Below are 15,285 nucleotides of genomic sequence, written 5' to 3' on the forward strand. Positions count from 1 at the left end.
GTCGCGTCCCTGCAGGTCGTTCCGGTGGTCGGGGTGCCGGCCTGCAATCGGCCCTGCCCGGAAGTCGAAGGACAAGGCGGCCTGGCGCGCAAAACCGAAGTTTCGCGGCATATCCCGTCACTCTGTCCGTGTTTCGTGTGGTGACACCAGATGTGGTGTCGCCCCTCCTTGAGGACACAAATAACCGCGATTCGGGTCGATCCGACAACGAAGATTTTCGCTATATATGGTATAAAATGGGGTTGACCGACACTATCCACAGGGGCTCGACCGAGTCGAGATATGAACACCCGGTTAATGCTGCAACTGCACCGTTAACCCTTGGCGCCGGTCAGACCAGAACACCCACCAGCCACAGCGACAGCGCCGGGAAACTGACCAGCACCGCGACGCGGATCAGGTCGGACAGGATGAAGGGCGCCACGCCGCGATAGGTCACGCCCAGCGGCACATTGCGCGCCAGCCGGTTGATGATGAACAGGTTCAGCCCCACCGGCGGGGTGATCAGCCCGACCTCGACCACGATCAGGGTCAGCACCCCGAACCAGATCGCGGTTTCCTCGGGCGTCTGGCCGAAATCGAGGCTCTGGATGATCGGAAAGAACACCGGGATGGTCAGCAGGATCATCGACAGGCTGTCCATGACGCAGCCCAGCACCAGATAGGCCAGCAGGATCAGCAGCAGCACCGTCATCGGCCCGGCCTCGCTGGCCTGCACCCAGGCTGCCAGGGCCTGCGGCGCCTGCGTGAAGGCAAGGAAGGTGTTGAACAGTTGCGCGCCCAGCAGGATCAGGAAGATCAGCCCGGTGGCCGAGGCGGTTTCCAGAATCGCCTCGCCGATGGCGCGCAGCCGCAGCCCTTCGAAGATCACCGCGTAAAGAAGTGTCGCCAGCGCGCCCACGGCGGCCCCTTCGGTCGGGGTGAACAGCGCCTGCACGCCGTCGCGGCTCCAGTTCCAGTCGCCGATGATACCGCCCATCACCAGCGCGAAGATCGCCGCCACCGGCCAGACCTGCACAAGGGCGGCCATCCGTTCGCGGTAGGCCACGCGCGGCCCGGCGGGACCGTCACCAGGGCGCAGATGCACCACCACCAGCACCGCCAGCGCATAGCCCAGGGCCGCCAGCAGGCCGGGAATGAAGGCAGCGGCGAACATCTTGACGATGTTCTGTTCGGTCAGGATGGCATAGATCACCAGCATCACCGACGGCGGGATCAGGATGCCCAAGGTGCCGCCCGCCGCCACCACGCCGGTGGCCAGCGCATCGGAATAGCCGCGCTTGCGCAGCTCCGGCAAGGCCACCTGCCCCATGGTCGAAGCCGTCGCCAGCGACGAGCCGCACACCGCGCCAAAGCCGGCCGACGCCCCCACCGCGGCCACCGCCATGCCGCCGCGGTGATGCCCCATCCAGGCCGCAACGGCGTGGAACAACGCCGCACTCAGTCCCGAACGCGCCGCGATCTGGCCCATGAACAGGAACAGCGGCACGATCGACAGCGAATAGCTGGAGAACGTGTCATAGGGCAGCGTCTTGAGCTGGCTCAGCGCCGCATTGGGCGTGCCCAGCACGATCCAGGTGCCCAGAAAACCGGTGCCGCCCATGGCCGCCGCAATCGGCATCCGCAGGAAAATGGCCACCAGCATCAGCCCGAAGCCCGCCAGCGCCAGGGACAACCCGCTGATCACGCGCCCGGCTCCTGCCCGGCGAGGGTCCAGTTCAGGCTGCGCCAGACCGAATAGAGACAGACGACAAAGAACAGCCCGGCCCCGATCAGTGCCAGCCCGAAGGGGATCCAAACCGGGATCTGCAATTCATAGGTGGTTTCGGGGAACCATGGTTTCTGGCCCATGCCCAGCCGGGCGCGGAACGCCTCGGTGCCATGGGGGAACTTCTCGGTGAACCCAAGCCAGAGCCGCCACAGGATCACCCCGGAACACAGGGTCAGCATCAGATCGCCAAGACATCCCAACCCGGCGTGCGGGCGCGGGCCAAGGGCGTGACTCAGGATATCGACGGTGACATGGGCGCGGCGCATCTGGCACCACGGCAGGAAGGCGAAAACCGCAATGGCGCAGCCCATTTCGACCAGCTCGAAGTCACCGGTCACCGGCCCCAGCCCGGCCCAGCCCAGCGCCCGGCCGACAACGGAAATCACCACGACCGAGGCCATGCCCAGCAGCACCGCGCCGCCGCACAGGGCCACCGCGCCCGCCAGCCAGCCCAGCCCGCGTCCGATCCGTTGTTCCACCTTCGCTGCCAGCATCATCCGCCCGCTCCGTTTCAGCGGCGAGCTAGCGCAAAGCCGCCCCCAAGCGCAACGCGGTTCTGCGACGGCAGCGGTCTTGACCACCTTGGCGCAGGTCGCCATAGCCATGGGACCAGTCGGAGGTTTTTTATGATCAGACGTTTGTACGAGTGGACCATGGGTCTTGCCGAGACCCGCTATGCCCTTCTGGCACTCGCCTTCGTGGCCTTTATCGAAAGCTCGGTGTTTCCGATCCCGCCGGACATCCTGATGATCCCGATGATCCTGGCCGCGCCGCGCCGCGCCTGGCTGATCGCCGGCATCGCCACGGTCAGTTCGGTGCTGGGCGGGCTGTTCGGCTACTACATCGGCTACGCGCTGTTCGACACCGTGGGTCGTCCGGTGCTGGAGTTCTATGGCAAGGATGCCTATTTCGACGACTTCGCCCTGCGTTATAACGAATGGGGCGCCTGGGCGGTGCTGGTGGCCGGCGTCACGCCCTTCCCCTACAAGGTGATCACCATCCTGTCGGGCTCTACCGCGCTGTCGTTGCCGGTGTTCATGGTGGCCTCGGTGGTCGCGCGGGGGCTGCGGTTCTTCATCGTGGCCGGGCTGCTGTGGAAATTCGGCCCGCCTATCCGTGACTTCATCGAAAAACGGCTGGGCCTGATGTTCACGCTGTTCGTGGCCCTGTTGCTGGGCGGATTCTACGTGGTGAAATTCCTGTGATGTCGATGATTTCCGCTCGCGTGATCGGGCTGGCGGCAGCGGCCGGGTCGCTGGGTCTGCTGCTGGGGGCCTTCGCCTTCCAGTATATCGGCGGACTGGCGCCCTGCCCGATCTGCCTGTGGCAACGCTGGCCCCATGCGGCGGCGGTGCTGCTGGGCGCGCTGCTGCTGATCTGGCCCGCGCGCATCGTCTATGGGCTGGGTGCCCTGGCCGCAGCCACCACCGGCGCGCTTGGCATCTATCACACCGGGATCGAGCGCAAATGGTGGGCCGGTCCCACGTCCTGCACCGGCAGCGGCGACACCCTCAGCGGCCTGTCCGGCACCGATCTGCTGAGCATGGACAATGCCGCGCCGCTGGTCATGTGCGACCAGATCTCATGGGAGATGCTGGGCCTGTCGATGCCCAGCTGGAACGCCGTGGCGTCCTTTGCCTTCATGGCGCTGTGGCTGGTGGCTTTGCGCCGCGCCTAGTGCAGCGTCAGGCCGCCATCGACACTGTATTCCCCGATCACGTTGCGCCATTCCCCGGGCGAGATCATCTTGCGATGGGTGAAGCGCACCGAATGCAGGGGGCCGTCGATTTCCCGCTGCCAGAATTCGATGAACTCGAACAGGCGCGGATGGTCCGGCGCCAGATCGTATTCCTGCCAGATAAAGCTGTTCAGCACGCTCTGAAAATCCGGCATCCGGTAGTAAACCTCGGCCGTGGTCAGACCATAACCCTTCAACATCAACTCGGTTTCACGGTTCTCCATTCGACACCTCTTGCTGAGTGGAACACCCTCAGTCTGCGCCCAAAAAGTTAAAACTCAAACGAAACAGATCGTTATCTTTCGTGCGCGACGCGGTGATGAGCATGCAACAGGCGCATTGCAGGTTTTTGCGGCGTGGTGGTATAACGTCCCGAACCAACGACAAGCGCCCGAGCAGCAAAGGCCACCTCTGTGACCGACACGCCAGAAACTCCTGAAAACGAAGACGAAAATCCCGGCGCGCCGAAAGGATACGCGGGGCCAACCATCTCGATCGCCGAGGAGATGAAGTCGTCCTACCTGGACTATGCGATGAGCGTGATCGTCAGCCGGGCGATTCCCGACCTGCGCGACGGGTTGAAACCGGTGCATCGGCGGATTCTTTACGCCATGCATGAAACCGGCAACGGCCACGACAAGCCCTATCGCAAATCGGCCCGCCCGGTGGGCGACGTGATGGGGAAATACCACCCCCATGGCGACAGCGCGATCTATGATGCGCTGGTGCGGATGGCGCAGGATTTCTCGATGTCTCTGCCGCTGCTGGATGGCCAGGGCAACTTCGGCTCGATGGATGGCGACAGCCCGGCGGCCATGCGCTATACCGAGGTCCGGATGGACAAGCCCGCGGCACAACTGCTGGCGGACATCGAAAAAGAGACTGTCGATTTTCAGGACAACTATGACGGCAAGGATCTGGAACCCACCGTCCTTCCCGCTCGGTTTCCCAACATGCTGGTCAATGGCGCGGGCGGCATCGCCGTCGGCATGGCCACCAACATTCCGCCGCACAACCTGGGCGAGGTCATCGACGCCACGCTGGCGCTGATCGAAGACCCGGATCTCGACAGCATCGACCTGATGCAATACATCCCAGGCCCCGACTTTCCGACCGGCGGGCTGATGCTGGGCCGCTCGGGCGCGCGCAAGGCCTATCTGGAAGGGCGCGGCTCGGTCATCCTGCGCGCCAAGACCCGGATCGAGGAAATCCGCAAGGATCGCTTTGCCATCATCCTGGACGAGATCCCCTACCAGGTGAACAAGGCCACCATGATCGAGAAGATCGCCGATCTGGTGCGCGACAAGAAGCTGGAAGGCATCGCGCACATCCAGGACGAATCCGACCGCATCGGCGTGCGCGTGGTGATCGAGCTGAAGCGCGATGCCACGCCCGACGTGGTGCTGAACCAGTTGTTCCGCTTTACCCCGATGCAGACCTCGTTCGGTTGCAACATGCTGGCGCTGAACGGCGGCCGGCCCGAGCAGCTGACCCTGCGCAAGTTCCTGACTGCCTTCATCGACTTCCGTGAAGAGGTCGTCGCTCGCCGCACCGCCCATGACCTGCGCAAGGCGCGCGAACGCAGCCATGTGCTGTGCGGCCTCGCCGTTGCGGTGTCGAACGTGGATGAGGTCGTGGCCACCATCCGCGCCTCGGCCGATGCGCCCGAGGCTCGCGCCAAGCTGATGGAACGCCGCTGGCCCGCCCATGACATCGCCGACTACATCCGCCTGATCGACGATCCGTCCCACACCGTGAACGAGGACGGCACCTATTACCTGTCCGAGGTTCAGGCCCGCGCCATTCTGGAGTTGCGGTTGCAGCGCCTGACCCAGCTGGGCGTGCGTGAAGTGACCGACGAGTTGCAGGAACTGGCCGCCAAGATCCGCGACTATCTGGACATCCTGCGCTCGCGCGAGCGGATCCTGTCGATCATCTCGGACGAGTTGCGCGAGGTGAAAGACCTGTTCGCCGTGCCGCGCCGCACCGAGATCACCGAATGGTCCGGCGACATGGAAGACGAGGACCTGATCGAGCGCGAAGACATGGTCGTGACGGTCACCCAGTCGGGCTATATCAAGCGCACGCCGCTGGCCGAATACCGGTCGCAGAAGCGCGGCGGCAAGGGGCTGTCGGGGATGGCCACCAAGGATGACGACGTGGTCACCACCCTGTTCGTCGCCAATACCCACACCCCGCTTCTGGTCTTCACCACCTCGGGCATGGTCTACAACCTGAAGACATGGCGCCTGCCGCAGGGCGGCCGCAACGCCAAGGGCAAGCCGCTGGTCAGCATCCTGCCGATTGAACATGGCGTGTCCATCGCCGCGATCCTGCCCATCGACGTGGCCGAGGAAGACTGGGCCAACCTGCAGATCGTCTTTGCCACCTCGGCCGGGGACGTGCGCCGCAACGCGATGTCGGATTTCACCAACGTCAAGCGCAACGGCAAGATCGCGATGAAGCTGCCCAAGGGCGTTTCGCTGGTCCGCGCCCGCATCTGTGCCGAGGAAGACGACGTGATGCTGGTGACGGCCCTGGGCCGGGCCATGCGGTTCCGCTCCACCGACGTGCGGGTGTTCAAGGGCCGCGACAGCACCGGGGTGCGCGGCATCCGGCTGGCCGAGGGTGATTTCGTCGTCGCTATGACCACGATCCGCAATTTCGACGCCACGCCGGGCGAACGCGCCGCCTATCTGAAGATGCGCCGCGCCGTGGAAGGCATGGTCGAGGATGTCGATGTGCCGGACGAGGAAGACCAGGTCGAGGACGAGGCGCTGAGCCAGGCCCGTTATGCCGAGATGTCGGCGGCCGAACACCTGCTGCTGACCATCACCTCGGGCGGGTCGGGCAAGCTGACCTCCTCGCACGACTACCCGGTCAAAGGCCGGGGCGGCATGGGGGTCATGGCGATGGATCGCGCCCTGCGCGGCGGCCCGGTCGTGGCCTGCTTCCATGTCGAGCGGGATGACCAGATCATGCTGGCCACCTCGACAGGCCAGTCGATCCGCTGTCCCATCGACGGCATCTCGTTCCGGTCGCGCGCGGCCGGCGGCGTCAAGGTGTTCAACACCGCCGATGGCGAAGAGGTCGTCTCGGTCGCCCGCATCGCCGATCAGGGCGAGGACGAGGACGAGGCGGAAGACGATGCCGATACCGGCGCTGACGAGAGCTGACCTGACAGCAGACGTTGCCCGGTTGCGGCGATCTGCGTCACATTCTTGCGCCACCCGACCCGGGTGGCGCAACGAAAATGCCCAGATTAGCGGTTGACGCCCTTTCAGGCCGGTCATAATGTCAGCGCCCAGAACAGGAGTCCAAGACGTGAAAATTCTTGTAGTAGAAGTTGGAAAATGGCGCATGGGCCGGTAACGGCACCACAATATGATCCCATGCGCCCCCGACGAAACCGGGGGTTTTTTTATGTCGACAGAACAGATCGCAAGACGAAAGCACGGAGCAAAGCGATGACCCAGATGAGCGGCGCGAAAATGGTGGTTCAGGCCCTGAAGGAACAGGGCGTGAACGTGGTCTTCGGATATCCGGGCGGCGCCGTGCTTCCGATCTATGACGAGATCTTCCAGCAGAACGACATCAAGCACATCCTGGTGCGTCACGAGCAGGGCGCGGTTCATGCCGCCGAAGGCTATGCGCGCTCGACCGGCAAGCCGGGCGTCGCGCTGGTGACCTCGGGACCGGGCGCCACCAACGCGGTGACCGGGCTGACCGACGCGCTGATGGATTCGATCCCGATCGTGGTTCTGTCTGGCCAGGTGCCAACCTTCATGATCGGCAACGATGCCTTCCAGGAAGCCGACACCGTCGGCATCACCCGGCCCTGCACCAAGCACAACTGGCTGGTGAAGGACACGCAGGATCTGTCGAACGTCATCCACCAGGCCTTCCACGTCGCCATGAACGGGCGTCCGGGGCCGGTTCTGGTCGATATTCCCAAGGATGTGCAGTTCGCCTCGTCCAAGTACACACCGATCAACAAGGCCAAGACCCAGCACTATCAGCCGCGTGTGAAGGGCGATCTGGATCAGATCACGAAGCTGGTCGAACTGATCGAAACCGCCAAGCGGCCGATCTTCTACACCGGTGGCGGGGTCATCAACTCCGGTCCCGCGGCATCGCAACTGCTGCGTGAACTGGTGGCAGCGACGGGCTTTCCGATCACCTCGACCCTGATGGGTCTGGGCGCCTATCCCGCGTCGGGCGATGCCTGGCTGGGGATGCTGGGCATGCACGGCCTGTACGAGGCCAACCTGGCCATGCACGGCTGTGACGTGATGATCAACATCGGCGCCCGGTTCGATGACCGGATCACCGGCCGGGTGCAGGATTTCAGCCCCAAGTCGAAGAAGGCGCATATCGACATCGATCCGTCTTCGATCAACAAGGTCATCCACGCAGATGTGCCGATCATCGGCGACGTCGGCCATGTGCTGGAAGACGTGCTGAAGGTCTGGAAGGCGCGCGGCCGCAAGGTCAACCGCGAGGCGCTGGCCAAATGGTGGAAACAGATCGAGGAATGGAAAACCGTCAACTGCCTCGCCTACACGGGCTCGGAGACGGTCATCAAGCCGCAGTACGCAATGCAGCGCCTGGAAGAACTGACCAAGGACAGGGATCGCTACATCTGCACCGAGGTTGGCCAGCACCAGATGTGGGCCGCGCAGTACCTGAACTTCGAGGATCCGAACCGCTGGATGACCTCGGGCGGGCTGGGCACCATGGGGTATGGCGTTCCGGCCTCGATCGGGGTGCAGGTAGCGCATCCGGACGCGCTGGTCATCAACGTGGCCGGCGAGGCCAGCTGGCTGATGAACATGCAGGAAATGGGCACGGCGGCGCAGTTCCGTCTGCCGGTCAAGCAGTTCATCCTGAACAACGAACGCCTGGGCATGGTGCGCCAGTGGCAGCAGCTGCTGCATGGCGAACGCTACAGCCATTCGTGGTCCGAAGCCCTGCCCGATTTCGTCAAGCTGGCCGAAGCCTTTGGCGCCAAGGGCATCCGCTGCCAGGATCCCGCTGGACTGGATGATGCGATCATGGAGATGCTCGACCACGACGGGCCGGTGATCTTCGATTGTCTGGTGGAAAAGCATGAGAACTGCTTCCCGATGATTCCGTCGGGCGAGCCGCACAACTCGATGCTGCTGGGCGATGCGGCGGTGGCCGACGCGATCGGATCCTCGGGGGCCGTCCTGGTCTGAACCGGACAGAAGGGACACGTCCCATGGCAATCCTGGAAGGCATTCTGGCATCGGTGACCAGAACTGTGGCCACGAATGTGACACAGTCTGCACTGAAGCGCCCCTGGTGGCGCAACGCCCATGTCAGAACCTTCCAGGAACCTGCCAACGGCGGCTATAACGAGGAGTTCTACGACTATTTCTGCGAGAGCATCGCGAACGCCAAATCCGAGGTCTATGTCACCGGGGACGGGTTCAACTTCAAGTCCGGCACCGCCGGCCAGAAGATCGTCACGCGGTATCACAAGGCATTTCGGACTGCGCTTGAAAACGGGGTTCAGGTGTATCGGCTGCAATCGCAATCGATCTGCGACGCCGACTGGGTACGCCTGGTCGGGTCTCTGGTCGAGGGTCACAAGGACAGCTTCCACATGCATTTGCTCAACGACGCCAGCCCCGGACAACTCGTGTCCACCTGCGTCATCGATCCCAAGGATGCCAGAAACTGCGTGGTCGAACTGATGCTGTCGACGCGATTGTTGAGCGAAAACAACCCCAGCGGGCTGGCCGGTACCGCGATCTTCCTGCACCGGCGTCCCGAAGTCGCGCGCCACCTCGCCGACAAGATCCTGGCACTGTGCAACGCGTCAACGGCCACCCGAAAGTTGAACACCGCGAACGAGGCCGAAGTGATGATGTGCGGCAAGGTCAACTACTTCTCCTTCGGGTCGAACATGGATCATGACCAGATCCGGCGGCGCATCGGAGATGTCGAGCTGATCGGGAAAGGCGTGCTCTCCGGCCATGATGTGGTGTTCAACCGGCAAGGCACCTATGCCAATGGCGCGGTGGCCAGCATTGCGCCCACCCAAGGCAGTTTCGTTCATGGCGTGATCTGGCGCCTGTCGCAGGAACAGTTGCGCAAGATGGACGAGATCGAAGATCCCAGCGCCTACAAGCGCGAGGCCATCGAGGTTGAAGACGCGCAGGGCAATCGGTACGTGTGCGGGGTGCATGTGGCCATCCCGCAGTCGGACCCGCCGCCCCCGGACCGCGCCTATCTGGAGCTGATCCTTGCCGCAGCCCGGGCACAGGGCCTGCCAGACGACTATATCGGGCGGCTTTCCGAACATCGGCAGCCGCCCCTCGAAACACACTAGAATACTCTCACGCGAAAGGACGCAGACGTGTCACCACTACATATCAAGAAGGGCACTTCAAAGCACTCCGCCTATGATCTGCGCAGCCATCTGGCCGAGACAATCGAGCGTCACACCCTGGCCGTGGTTGTCGACAACGAAGCCGGCGTTCTGGCCCGCGTCATCGGTCTGTTTTCCGGGCGCGGCTACAACATCGAAAGCCTGACCGTGGCCGAGATCGACCACACCGGGCATCGCTCGCGGATCACCATCGTCACCGTCGGCACCCCGCAGGTGATCGAGCAGATCAAGGCCCAGCTGGCCCGCATGGTGCCGGTGCACGATGTGCACGATCTGACCGTGGAAGGGGCAGCCGTCGAACGCGAACTGGCCCTGGTGAAGGTCGAAAGCGAGGGCGAGCGCCGCGTCGAAGCACTGCGCGTTGCCGACATTTTCCGCGCCAGCGTCGTCGACACCTCGTTGAGCAGCTTCGTTTTCGAAATCACCGGCACCCCCGAAAAAGTCGATGCTTTCGCCGATCTGATGCGTCCCCTGGGTCTGGTCGAGATCGCACGCACTGGCGTGGCCGCGCTGGCACGGGGTCCGATCTCCGCCTGATCCCGACCCGCCTGACCGGCGGCAGGTACGGACGGCGCTACCCGCTGGCGGCGGTGGTTGGCCCGTCGTCGCCCCTGGCTGCCTTGCGTTCGAACGGCGCGACACTGGCACCGGCGACGGCCCGGTAGAGCGTGGCGCATCCGCGTCCGCGTGCTTTCGAGGCATAGAGCGCCTCATCCGCCTCCTGCAACACGGCGTCGGCGGGTTTGCCGCCGCCGTGGCAGACGGTGATCCCGGCGCTGCCGGAGATGCGGCAGACCTCGTCGCCGAATGGGATCGGTTCTTCCAGCCGTTCGATCAGCCGTTCGGCAAGGCGCAGCAGATGGGAGTGATCCACGGTGCCGGGCAGCAGGATCACGAATTCATCGCCCCCGGCGCGGATCAGCGTGTCCTGCGCGCGCGTGGTCTGCACCATGACCTTGGCCGCCACCTGCAGCACGTGATCGCCGGCCGCATGGCCCAGCGTGTCGTTGACCTGCTTGAAAAAATCCAGATCCAGATGGATGACGCCGAAAGGCTCCCCCGCCTCCACCAGCCGGCCCAGAACATGATCCAGCGCCCGCCGGTTGCGCAACCCTGTCAGCGTGTCGGTATAGGCCTGTTTCTCGGCCTCCATCTTGGCGGATTGCAGCCGCAGGTTCAGGCGGCGCCATTCGTCCAGAACCGTGGCGTTGGCCTCGATCAGATAGAGCATTTCGATCGAGGGATCGGTGGCGGCGAAATCGGGCAGATGCAGGTCATAGTCGCGGATCGCATCGACCAGTCCCGTTCCGAAGGAGAAATTCACCAACAGCGACTCCCCCGTGGCATCCGTCACCATCAACCCGTTCAGGGAGGTTTCCGGCGGTTCGCGAAACTGTACCTGCAACCGTTGCCGGATCAGCCGCGACAGTTGCGGCGACGCGCCGGTCAGATGCGGACGGCGCAGGCGGAAGACATCGAAAAGCTTCCGGCCCACCAGCGTGCTGTCCTTGCGCAGCTTGGCCAGCGTCGGCCCGGTGTGCAGGATCGTTCCGCAAGGCGACAGCCGCATGTGCAGCGGCATCAGCGCGTCGCCTTCGCCGGCCCCCAGAATCACCGGCGGCGTCACGATGCGCGCCCTTCAGAGGCCAGTTGAAAGGGGCGGCCAACCGCGAACCCCTCGCGCAACACCTGCACGGTCACGGTTTCGACCTGATCTTCGCAGCCGTGATGATCCAGCAGTACCAGCGCGCCATAATCATCGGCCAGCGTGCGCAACATCCCCACAAGAACATGGCCAAATCCGGCGTGGGCCCAGTGGCAGCCGATGCGGAAGGTATCCTCTTCAACACCGATCACTTCGATCGACGGAAGTTCCAGATCCGGCAGGGCAAGTTGCGCCCGGCGCGGCAGATCATCCACCGTCTGCAGGAATTCCAGAAAGGTCTCGCCGCCGAAACGCAGCAAACGCCGCAGGGGTTCCACATTGGGATTCGAAACCAGGTAGGTGCCCACATCCTCCAGCAGCACGTCGTGCGGCTTGGCCAACAGCGAAACGGCGGCGTCAAGCATGCGTTCGGTGATCTGGTCGTCATAGACGAACATCGCTTCGAACCCCGACGGTGGCAGTTCGGCCACCCGCGCCAGCCGCTCCCAGGCATCGGGTCCGCAGGTGTCCCGCACGAAACACTGAATCGCACGGTTGATCAGTCCATGCATTGCCGCCCTCCATCCATTCAGACTTCGGGGTAGCGGCCAAGGTTTAACAAATCGCCAACGACGGCAGGGCGTTATGCGGCGCTGCGCGTCGGACAGCGCTGGTCCAGCCAGCCGGGAAGGCCGGCCACACTGGGCAGCACCGCATCGGCCAGAGGCTCCAGCTGCGCCCGGTCAGCAATGCCGGTCAGAACCGCGATGGACGGCATGCCGGCGGCGCGCGCGGCCACAAGATCGTGGGAACTGTCGCCGATCATCACGATCTCGGCGGGATCGAGTCCCACGGTTTCCGAAAAGGCCAGCAGCATGTCCGGCGCGGGCTTGGCCGCGAAGCCGGAATCAGACGCCAGCACCATGGCAAAGGCCTCGGTCACGCCAAATTCCTGCAGATGGCGGCGGGTCGGTTCGAGGGTATCATTGGTCACCACCCCCAGAACAAGACCGCGCCCGATCAGTTCGGACAGCAGCGGCTCCAGCGGCGTGGCTTCGGCCTGGGGCACTTCGGCGGTCAACCGTGACATCAGCCGCAGGATGTTGGATTTCATGGCGCCCGGCAGGTGCGGCAGCAGGGCATCGGTGATGTCGTGTGGCGTGGCGCTGACAAGGATGCTGTCCTTGCGGAACATTCCGGCAGCAATGTCGAATCCCACCGCGTCACCCAGACGGCGCGCGCGCACCAGGTCGTCAGCGGCCAGATGCATCAGGAACTTCTGCGACCAGTTTGCCCAGGTCTTGTTGAAGTCGAACAAGGTGCCGTCCTTGTCAAAAAGGATCGCTTTTATTTGCCTCATCGGTGTCCTCCCCGGTGGCGGGCACTATGCCGGATCAGGGCCAAGCTGACAATTCCCCGGTATTCGCGAGTGCGCCCCGACTCAGGTCCAGTGCCGATCATCGCCCCCCGGCAGGGCGGCGCGGGCCAGCGCGACGGTCTCGGGCGGGCGGCCGGTTTCCTCGGCAAAGGCCAGCACCCATTGGTCATCCATCAGCACGAAATCCAGAACCGCCGCCTGCACTTCGGGGGTGTCGATGCCGGTGACCAGATCTTCGCGCCCGATGCCGGTGGCCCCCATGAAGACCGATACCAGGTCGTCGGTGCCTGCCAGAAAACCAACCGCCTGCAAGGCGACAACCTGCGCATCTTCACGAGTCATCGGCGTCATTCTCATAAGTTCAATTCTTTCTTAACCGTTCCTGCCGAAGAGTTACGGTATCCACCGGGTTGCGGGAAAGCTCTAACATGACTGGACGCATTCTGATCCATGACAGTGTGGCGGTGAACCGCATCGTCCTTCGCTGCAAGCTTGCCGCGGCCTGTTACGACGTAAAGACCGTCGAAACACGGGACGAGGTGTTCCCGGCCCTGCGCGGGCAGGCCACCGATCTTCTGGTTCTGGACTGCGACGACGATCCTCAGGCGACGCTTGCGATCTGCCGCCAGGTGACCGAACGCCGCGATGGCGCGGCCCCGGCGGTTCTGATGACCGCCAGTGCGCCTACCGCGAAATTTCAGGTCGACGCGGTGAAGGCCGGCGCCGTCGTGGTTCTGCCCAAGCCGGTGGACAGCGCGCTCCTGCTGGCCAGTCTGCGCCGCTGCCAACGGCACATGCGTGCCCATGCCGAGGCGCTGCACCAGGCGCGCGGGCTGCATGATCTGGGGATGTCGGAGACCGGCGACACGTTCCTGGGCGGGCATCACATCAAGATCCTCGCAAAACAGCCGGGCTGCGCCGAAAGCTGGGCAGAGAAACTGCGCCCGTTGCTGCGGGGACATCGGATCACGACAGATCATCCCGACCGGGCGCTTCTGGCGATGCCGCAGGACGAAAGCCCGGCAGTCATCGTCCTGTCGGCAAACGATCTGCAGCAGGGCGACAGCCTGTCGCTTCTGTCGGATCTGCGCAGCCGCACGGCGGCGCGGGATGGGCGCATGGTCGTGGTGACCGATGACCGCAGCGGTCAGTTCCATACGGCCGCGATGGCGTTGGATCTGGGGGCGGACGACGTGCTTCTGAACGGGTTCGACGCCCGCAACCTTGCAGCGCGCATCGAAGCCCAGATGACCCAAAAGCATCGGATCGACCAGCTGCGCGACTTCGTGCAGACCGGCCTGCGACTGGCCGCACGTGACCCGCTGACCGGGCTTTACAACCGCCGGTTCGCCTTTCCCCGGCTGGAGCGGCTTTGCATCGCCGCGCTGGAAAACCGCACACCGCTGTCGCTTCTGGCCATGGACATGGACCGGTTCAAGGACATCAACGACACCTTCGGCCATTCCGCCGGTGACGCGGTGCTGGTGGAAGTGGCCCACCGGTTGACCGAGGCGATCCGGCCGCAAGACCTGCTGATCCGCAGCGGGGGGGAGGAATTCATCCTCGCCCTGCCCGGCACCGATCGCGCGGGCGCGCATCAACTGGCCGACAGGATCGGCGACTTGATCCGCCGCACGCCAGTAACGGCGCCATCCGCCTCTGCCGCACCGATCCGGGTGACCATCAGCACCGGGGTGGCGGAGCTGTCCGACGATGCGGTCACGGCGCTGAACCCGATGGATGTGGTTCTGGCACAAGCCGACAAGGCGCTTTATTCGGCCAAGGCAGATGGACGTGACAAGGTCGTTGCCGCCAGCGGATTCGCGGCCTGATCCTAACGGACGCGATCCTTGGAAGGCTTGCCGTGGTGATCGTCCCGATCCCAGCGGCGCACCCGCTCCAGCCGTCTGGCATAATCGTCCCGCGCGTCGGGCGACATGCGCGCGATCTCCTGCGCCAGAATCACTTCGAACCGTTCCGCGCCCTGTGACCGCCGCAACCGCTGCGCCTGCAACAGGGCCGCGATTTCCTCGGCCGACACTTCAGGCTGGCGCAGGGCCGCCACGAAATCTGCCTGGTCGGCGCGGGCCTGATCGCGCCCTTCGGACCGCCCCTCGCCCCCGGATTTCAGGGCCGAGCGCACCGCGTCGCGATGGTCGCGCGGCAACACGGCCAGCAGGGCGACCTGTGCCCGCTCCCGTTCCAGCGGCAGGGCGCGGCGGGATTCCTCGCGACTGGTGACCGCGCCGAACACCAGCCCCGCCACCAGCAGGTTCAGGGCCAGCGAGATTGTCAGAACGATCTTCAGCCAGGAAAAATGACGTAATCTGGGCAT

15 protein-coding genes are annotated in these 15,285 nt (G+C 64.2%); 7 read left to right on the forward strand and 8 right to left on the reverse strand.

From position 1 onward, the window contains the following. Window positions 1–331 precede the first annotated feature (331 nt). Window positions 332–1,684, reverse strand: a complete 1,353-nt coding sequence (locus H8B03_RS09830) for a TRAP transporter large permease (RefSeq protein WP_319022474.1) — start codon at window positions 1,682–1,684, stop codon at window positions 332–334. Beyond that, complete coding sequence (locus tag H8B03_RS09835; protein WP_193141582.1) at window positions 1,684–2,268, reverse strand: TRAP transporter small permease; 585 nt, start codon at window positions 2,266–2,268, stop codon at window positions 1,684–1,686. The genes H8B03_RS09830 and H8B03_RS09835 overlap by 1 nt, the downstream gene beginning before the upstream one ends. Before the next feature lie 129 nt (window positions 2,269–2,397). On the opposite strand from H8B03_RS09835, the gene H8B03_RS09840 reads away from it, so the two are divergent. Both H8B03_RS09840 and H8B03_RS09845 read left to right on the forward strand, forming a co-directional pair. After that, entirely contained in the window at window positions 2,398–2,976 is a 579-nt protein-coding gene (locus H8B03_RS09840; protein ID WP_193141583.1) for a YqaA family protein, read from the forward strand. Between the two features lie 8 nt (window positions 2,977–2,984). Continuing rightward, window positions 2,985–3,449 carry a disulfide bond formation protein B gene (locus H8B03_RS09845; RefSeq protein WP_394355468.1) on the forward strand — a complete coding sequence of 155 codons (465 nt, stop codon included), beginning with the start codon at window positions 2,985–2,987 and terminating at the stop codon, window positions 3,447–3,449. On the opposite strand, the gene H8B03_RS09850 is transcribed toward H8B03_RS09845, so the two are convergent. Next, on the reverse strand, window positions 3,446–3,733 hold the full coding sequence (locus H8B03_RS09850) for an usg protein (protein WP_193141584.1): 288 nt from the start codon (window positions 3,731–3,733) through the stop codon (window positions 3,446–3,448). The genes H8B03_RS09845 and H8B03_RS09850 overlap by 4 nt on opposite strands. 189 nt (window positions 3,734–3,922) lie before the next feature. Between H8B03_RS09850 and gyrA the strand changes: the two genes are divergently transcribed. The 4 genes from gyrA (at window position 3,923) to ilvN (ending at window position 10,464) form a co-directional block, all read left to right on the forward strand. After that, window positions 3,923–6,685: a DNA gyrase subunit A gene (gene gyrA, locus H8B03_RS09855; RefSeq protein ID WP_193141585.1), complete on the forward strand. Its 2,763-nt coding sequence runs from the start codon at window positions 3,923–3,925 to the stop codon at window positions 6,683–6,685. 291 nt (window positions 6,686–6,976) lie between these two features. Next, complete coding sequence (locus H8B03_RS09860; RefSeq protein WP_193141586.1) at window positions 6,977–8,728, forward strand: acetolactate synthase 3 large subunit; 1,752 nt, start codon at window positions 6,977–6,979, stop codon at window positions 8,726–8,728. 23 nt (window positions 8,729–8,751) lie between these two features. After that, window positions 8,752–9,867 carry a gamma-glutamylcyclotransferase family protein gene (locus tag H8B03_RS09865; RefSeq protein ID WP_193141587.1) on the forward strand — a complete coding sequence of 372 codons (1,116 nt, stop codon included), beginning with the start codon at window positions 8,752–8,754 and terminating at the stop codon, window positions 9,865–9,867. Between the two features lie 27 nt (window positions 9,868–9,894). Next, window positions 9,895–10,464 (forward strand): acetolactate synthase small subunit, encoded by a 570-nt coding sequence (gene ilvN / locus H8B03_RS09870; RefSeq protein WP_193141588.1) that lies wholly within the window; start codon window positions 9,895–9,897, stop codon window positions 10,462–10,464. A gap of 37 nt (window positions 10,465–10,501) precedes the next feature. On the opposite strand, the gene H8B03_RS09875 is transcribed toward ilvN, so the two are convergent. The 4 genes from H8B03_RS09875 to H8B03_RS09890 all read right to left on the reverse strand — a co-directional run bounded on the left by H8B03_RS09875 (window position 10,502) and on the right by H8B03_RS09890 (window position 13,292). After that, complete coding sequence (locus tag H8B03_RS09875) at window positions 10,502–11,554, reverse strand: diguanylate cyclase domain-containing protein (RefSeq protein ID WP_319022465.1); 1,053 nt, start codon at window positions 11,552–11,554, stop codon at window positions 10,502–10,504. Then, window positions 11,551–12,144 (reverse strand): heme NO-binding domain-containing protein, encoded by a 594-nt coding sequence (locus H8B03_RS09880; protein ID WP_193141589.1) that lies wholly within the window; start codon window positions 12,142–12,144, stop codon window positions 11,551–11,553. Before H8B03_RS09880 ends, H8B03_RS09875 begins: the two co-directional genes overlap by 4 nt. 71 nt (window positions 12,145–12,215) lie before the next feature. Then, complete coding sequence (locus H8B03_RS09885; RefSeq protein ID WP_193141590.1) at window positions 12,216–12,932, reverse strand: HAD family hydrolase; 717 nt, start codon at window positions 12,930–12,932, stop codon at window positions 12,216–12,218. A gap of 81 nt (window positions 12,933–13,013) precedes the next feature. Next, a complete protein-coding gene (locus H8B03_RS09890; protein WP_226925846.1) occupies window positions 13,014–13,292 on the reverse strand; it encodes a DUF3572 domain-containing protein in 279 nt (92 codons plus the stop codon). Between the two features lie 86 nt (window positions 13,293–13,378). On the opposite strand from H8B03_RS09890, the gene H8B03_RS09895 reads away from it, so the two are divergent. Further along, window positions 13,379–14,782, forward strand: a complete 1,404-nt coding sequence (locus tag H8B03_RS09895) for a diguanylate cyclase (protein WP_193141592.1) — start codon at window positions 13,379–13,381, stop codon at window positions 14,780–14,782. A 2-nt stretch (window positions 14,783–14,784) separates the two neighbouring features. On the opposite strand, the gene H8B03_RS09900 is transcribed toward H8B03_RS09895, so the two are convergent. Next, complete coding sequence (locus tag H8B03_RS09900) at window positions 14,785–15,285, reverse strand: periplasmic heavy metal sensor (protein WP_193141593.1); 501 nt, start codon at window positions 15,283–15,285, stop codon at window positions 14,785–14,787.

Source organism: Meridianimarinicoccus sp. MJW13, from assembly GCF_014901205.1.
GTDB lineage: Bacteria > Pseudomonadota > Alphaproteobacteria > Rhodobacterales > Rhodobacteraceae > Meridianimarinicoccus.

Bases quoted from the DNA above. Each gene is read 5' to 3' on its own strand.
- H8B03_RS09835 (WP_193141582.1), bottom strand. From the start codon at position 2,268: ATGATGCTGGCAGCGAAGGTGGAACAACGGATCGGACGCGGGCTGGGC.
- H8B03_RS09840 (WP_193141583.1), top strand. From the start codon at position 2,398: ATGATCAGACGTTTGTACGAGTGGACCATGGGTCTTGCCGAGACCCGC.
- H8B03_RS09850 (WP_193141584.1), bottom strand. From the start codon at position 3,733: ATGGAGAACCGTGAAACCGAGTTGATGTTGAAGGGTTATGGTCTGACC.
- H8B03_RS09860 (WP_193141586.1), top strand. From the start codon at position 6,977: ATGACCCAGATGAGCGGCGCGAAAATGGTGGTTCAGGCCCTGAAGGAA.
- H8B03_RS09865 (WP_193141587.1), top strand. From the start codon at position 8,752: ATGGCAATCCTGGAAGGCATTCTGGCATCGGTGACCAGAACTGTGGCC.
- H8B03_RS09880 (WP_193141589.1), bottom strand. From the start codon at position 12,144: ATGCATGGACTGATCAACCGTGCGATTCAGTGTTTCGTGCGGGACACC.
- H8B03_RS09885 (WP_193141590.1), bottom strand. From the start codon at position 12,932: ATGAGGCAAATAAAAGCGATCCTTTTTGACAAGGACGGCACCTTGTTC.
- H8B03_RS09890 (WP_226925846.1), bottom strand. From the start codon at position 13,292: ATGACTCGTGAAGATGCGCAGGTTGTCGCCTTGCAGGCGGTTGGTTTT.
- H8B03_RS09895 (WP_193141592.1), top strand. From the start codon at position 13,379: ATGACTGGACGCATTCTGATCCATGACAGTGTGGCGGTGAACCGCATC.
- H8B03_RS09900 (WP_193141593.1), bottom strand. From the start codon at position 15,285: ATGCCCAGATTACGTCATTTTTCCTGGCTGAAGATCGTTCTGACAATC.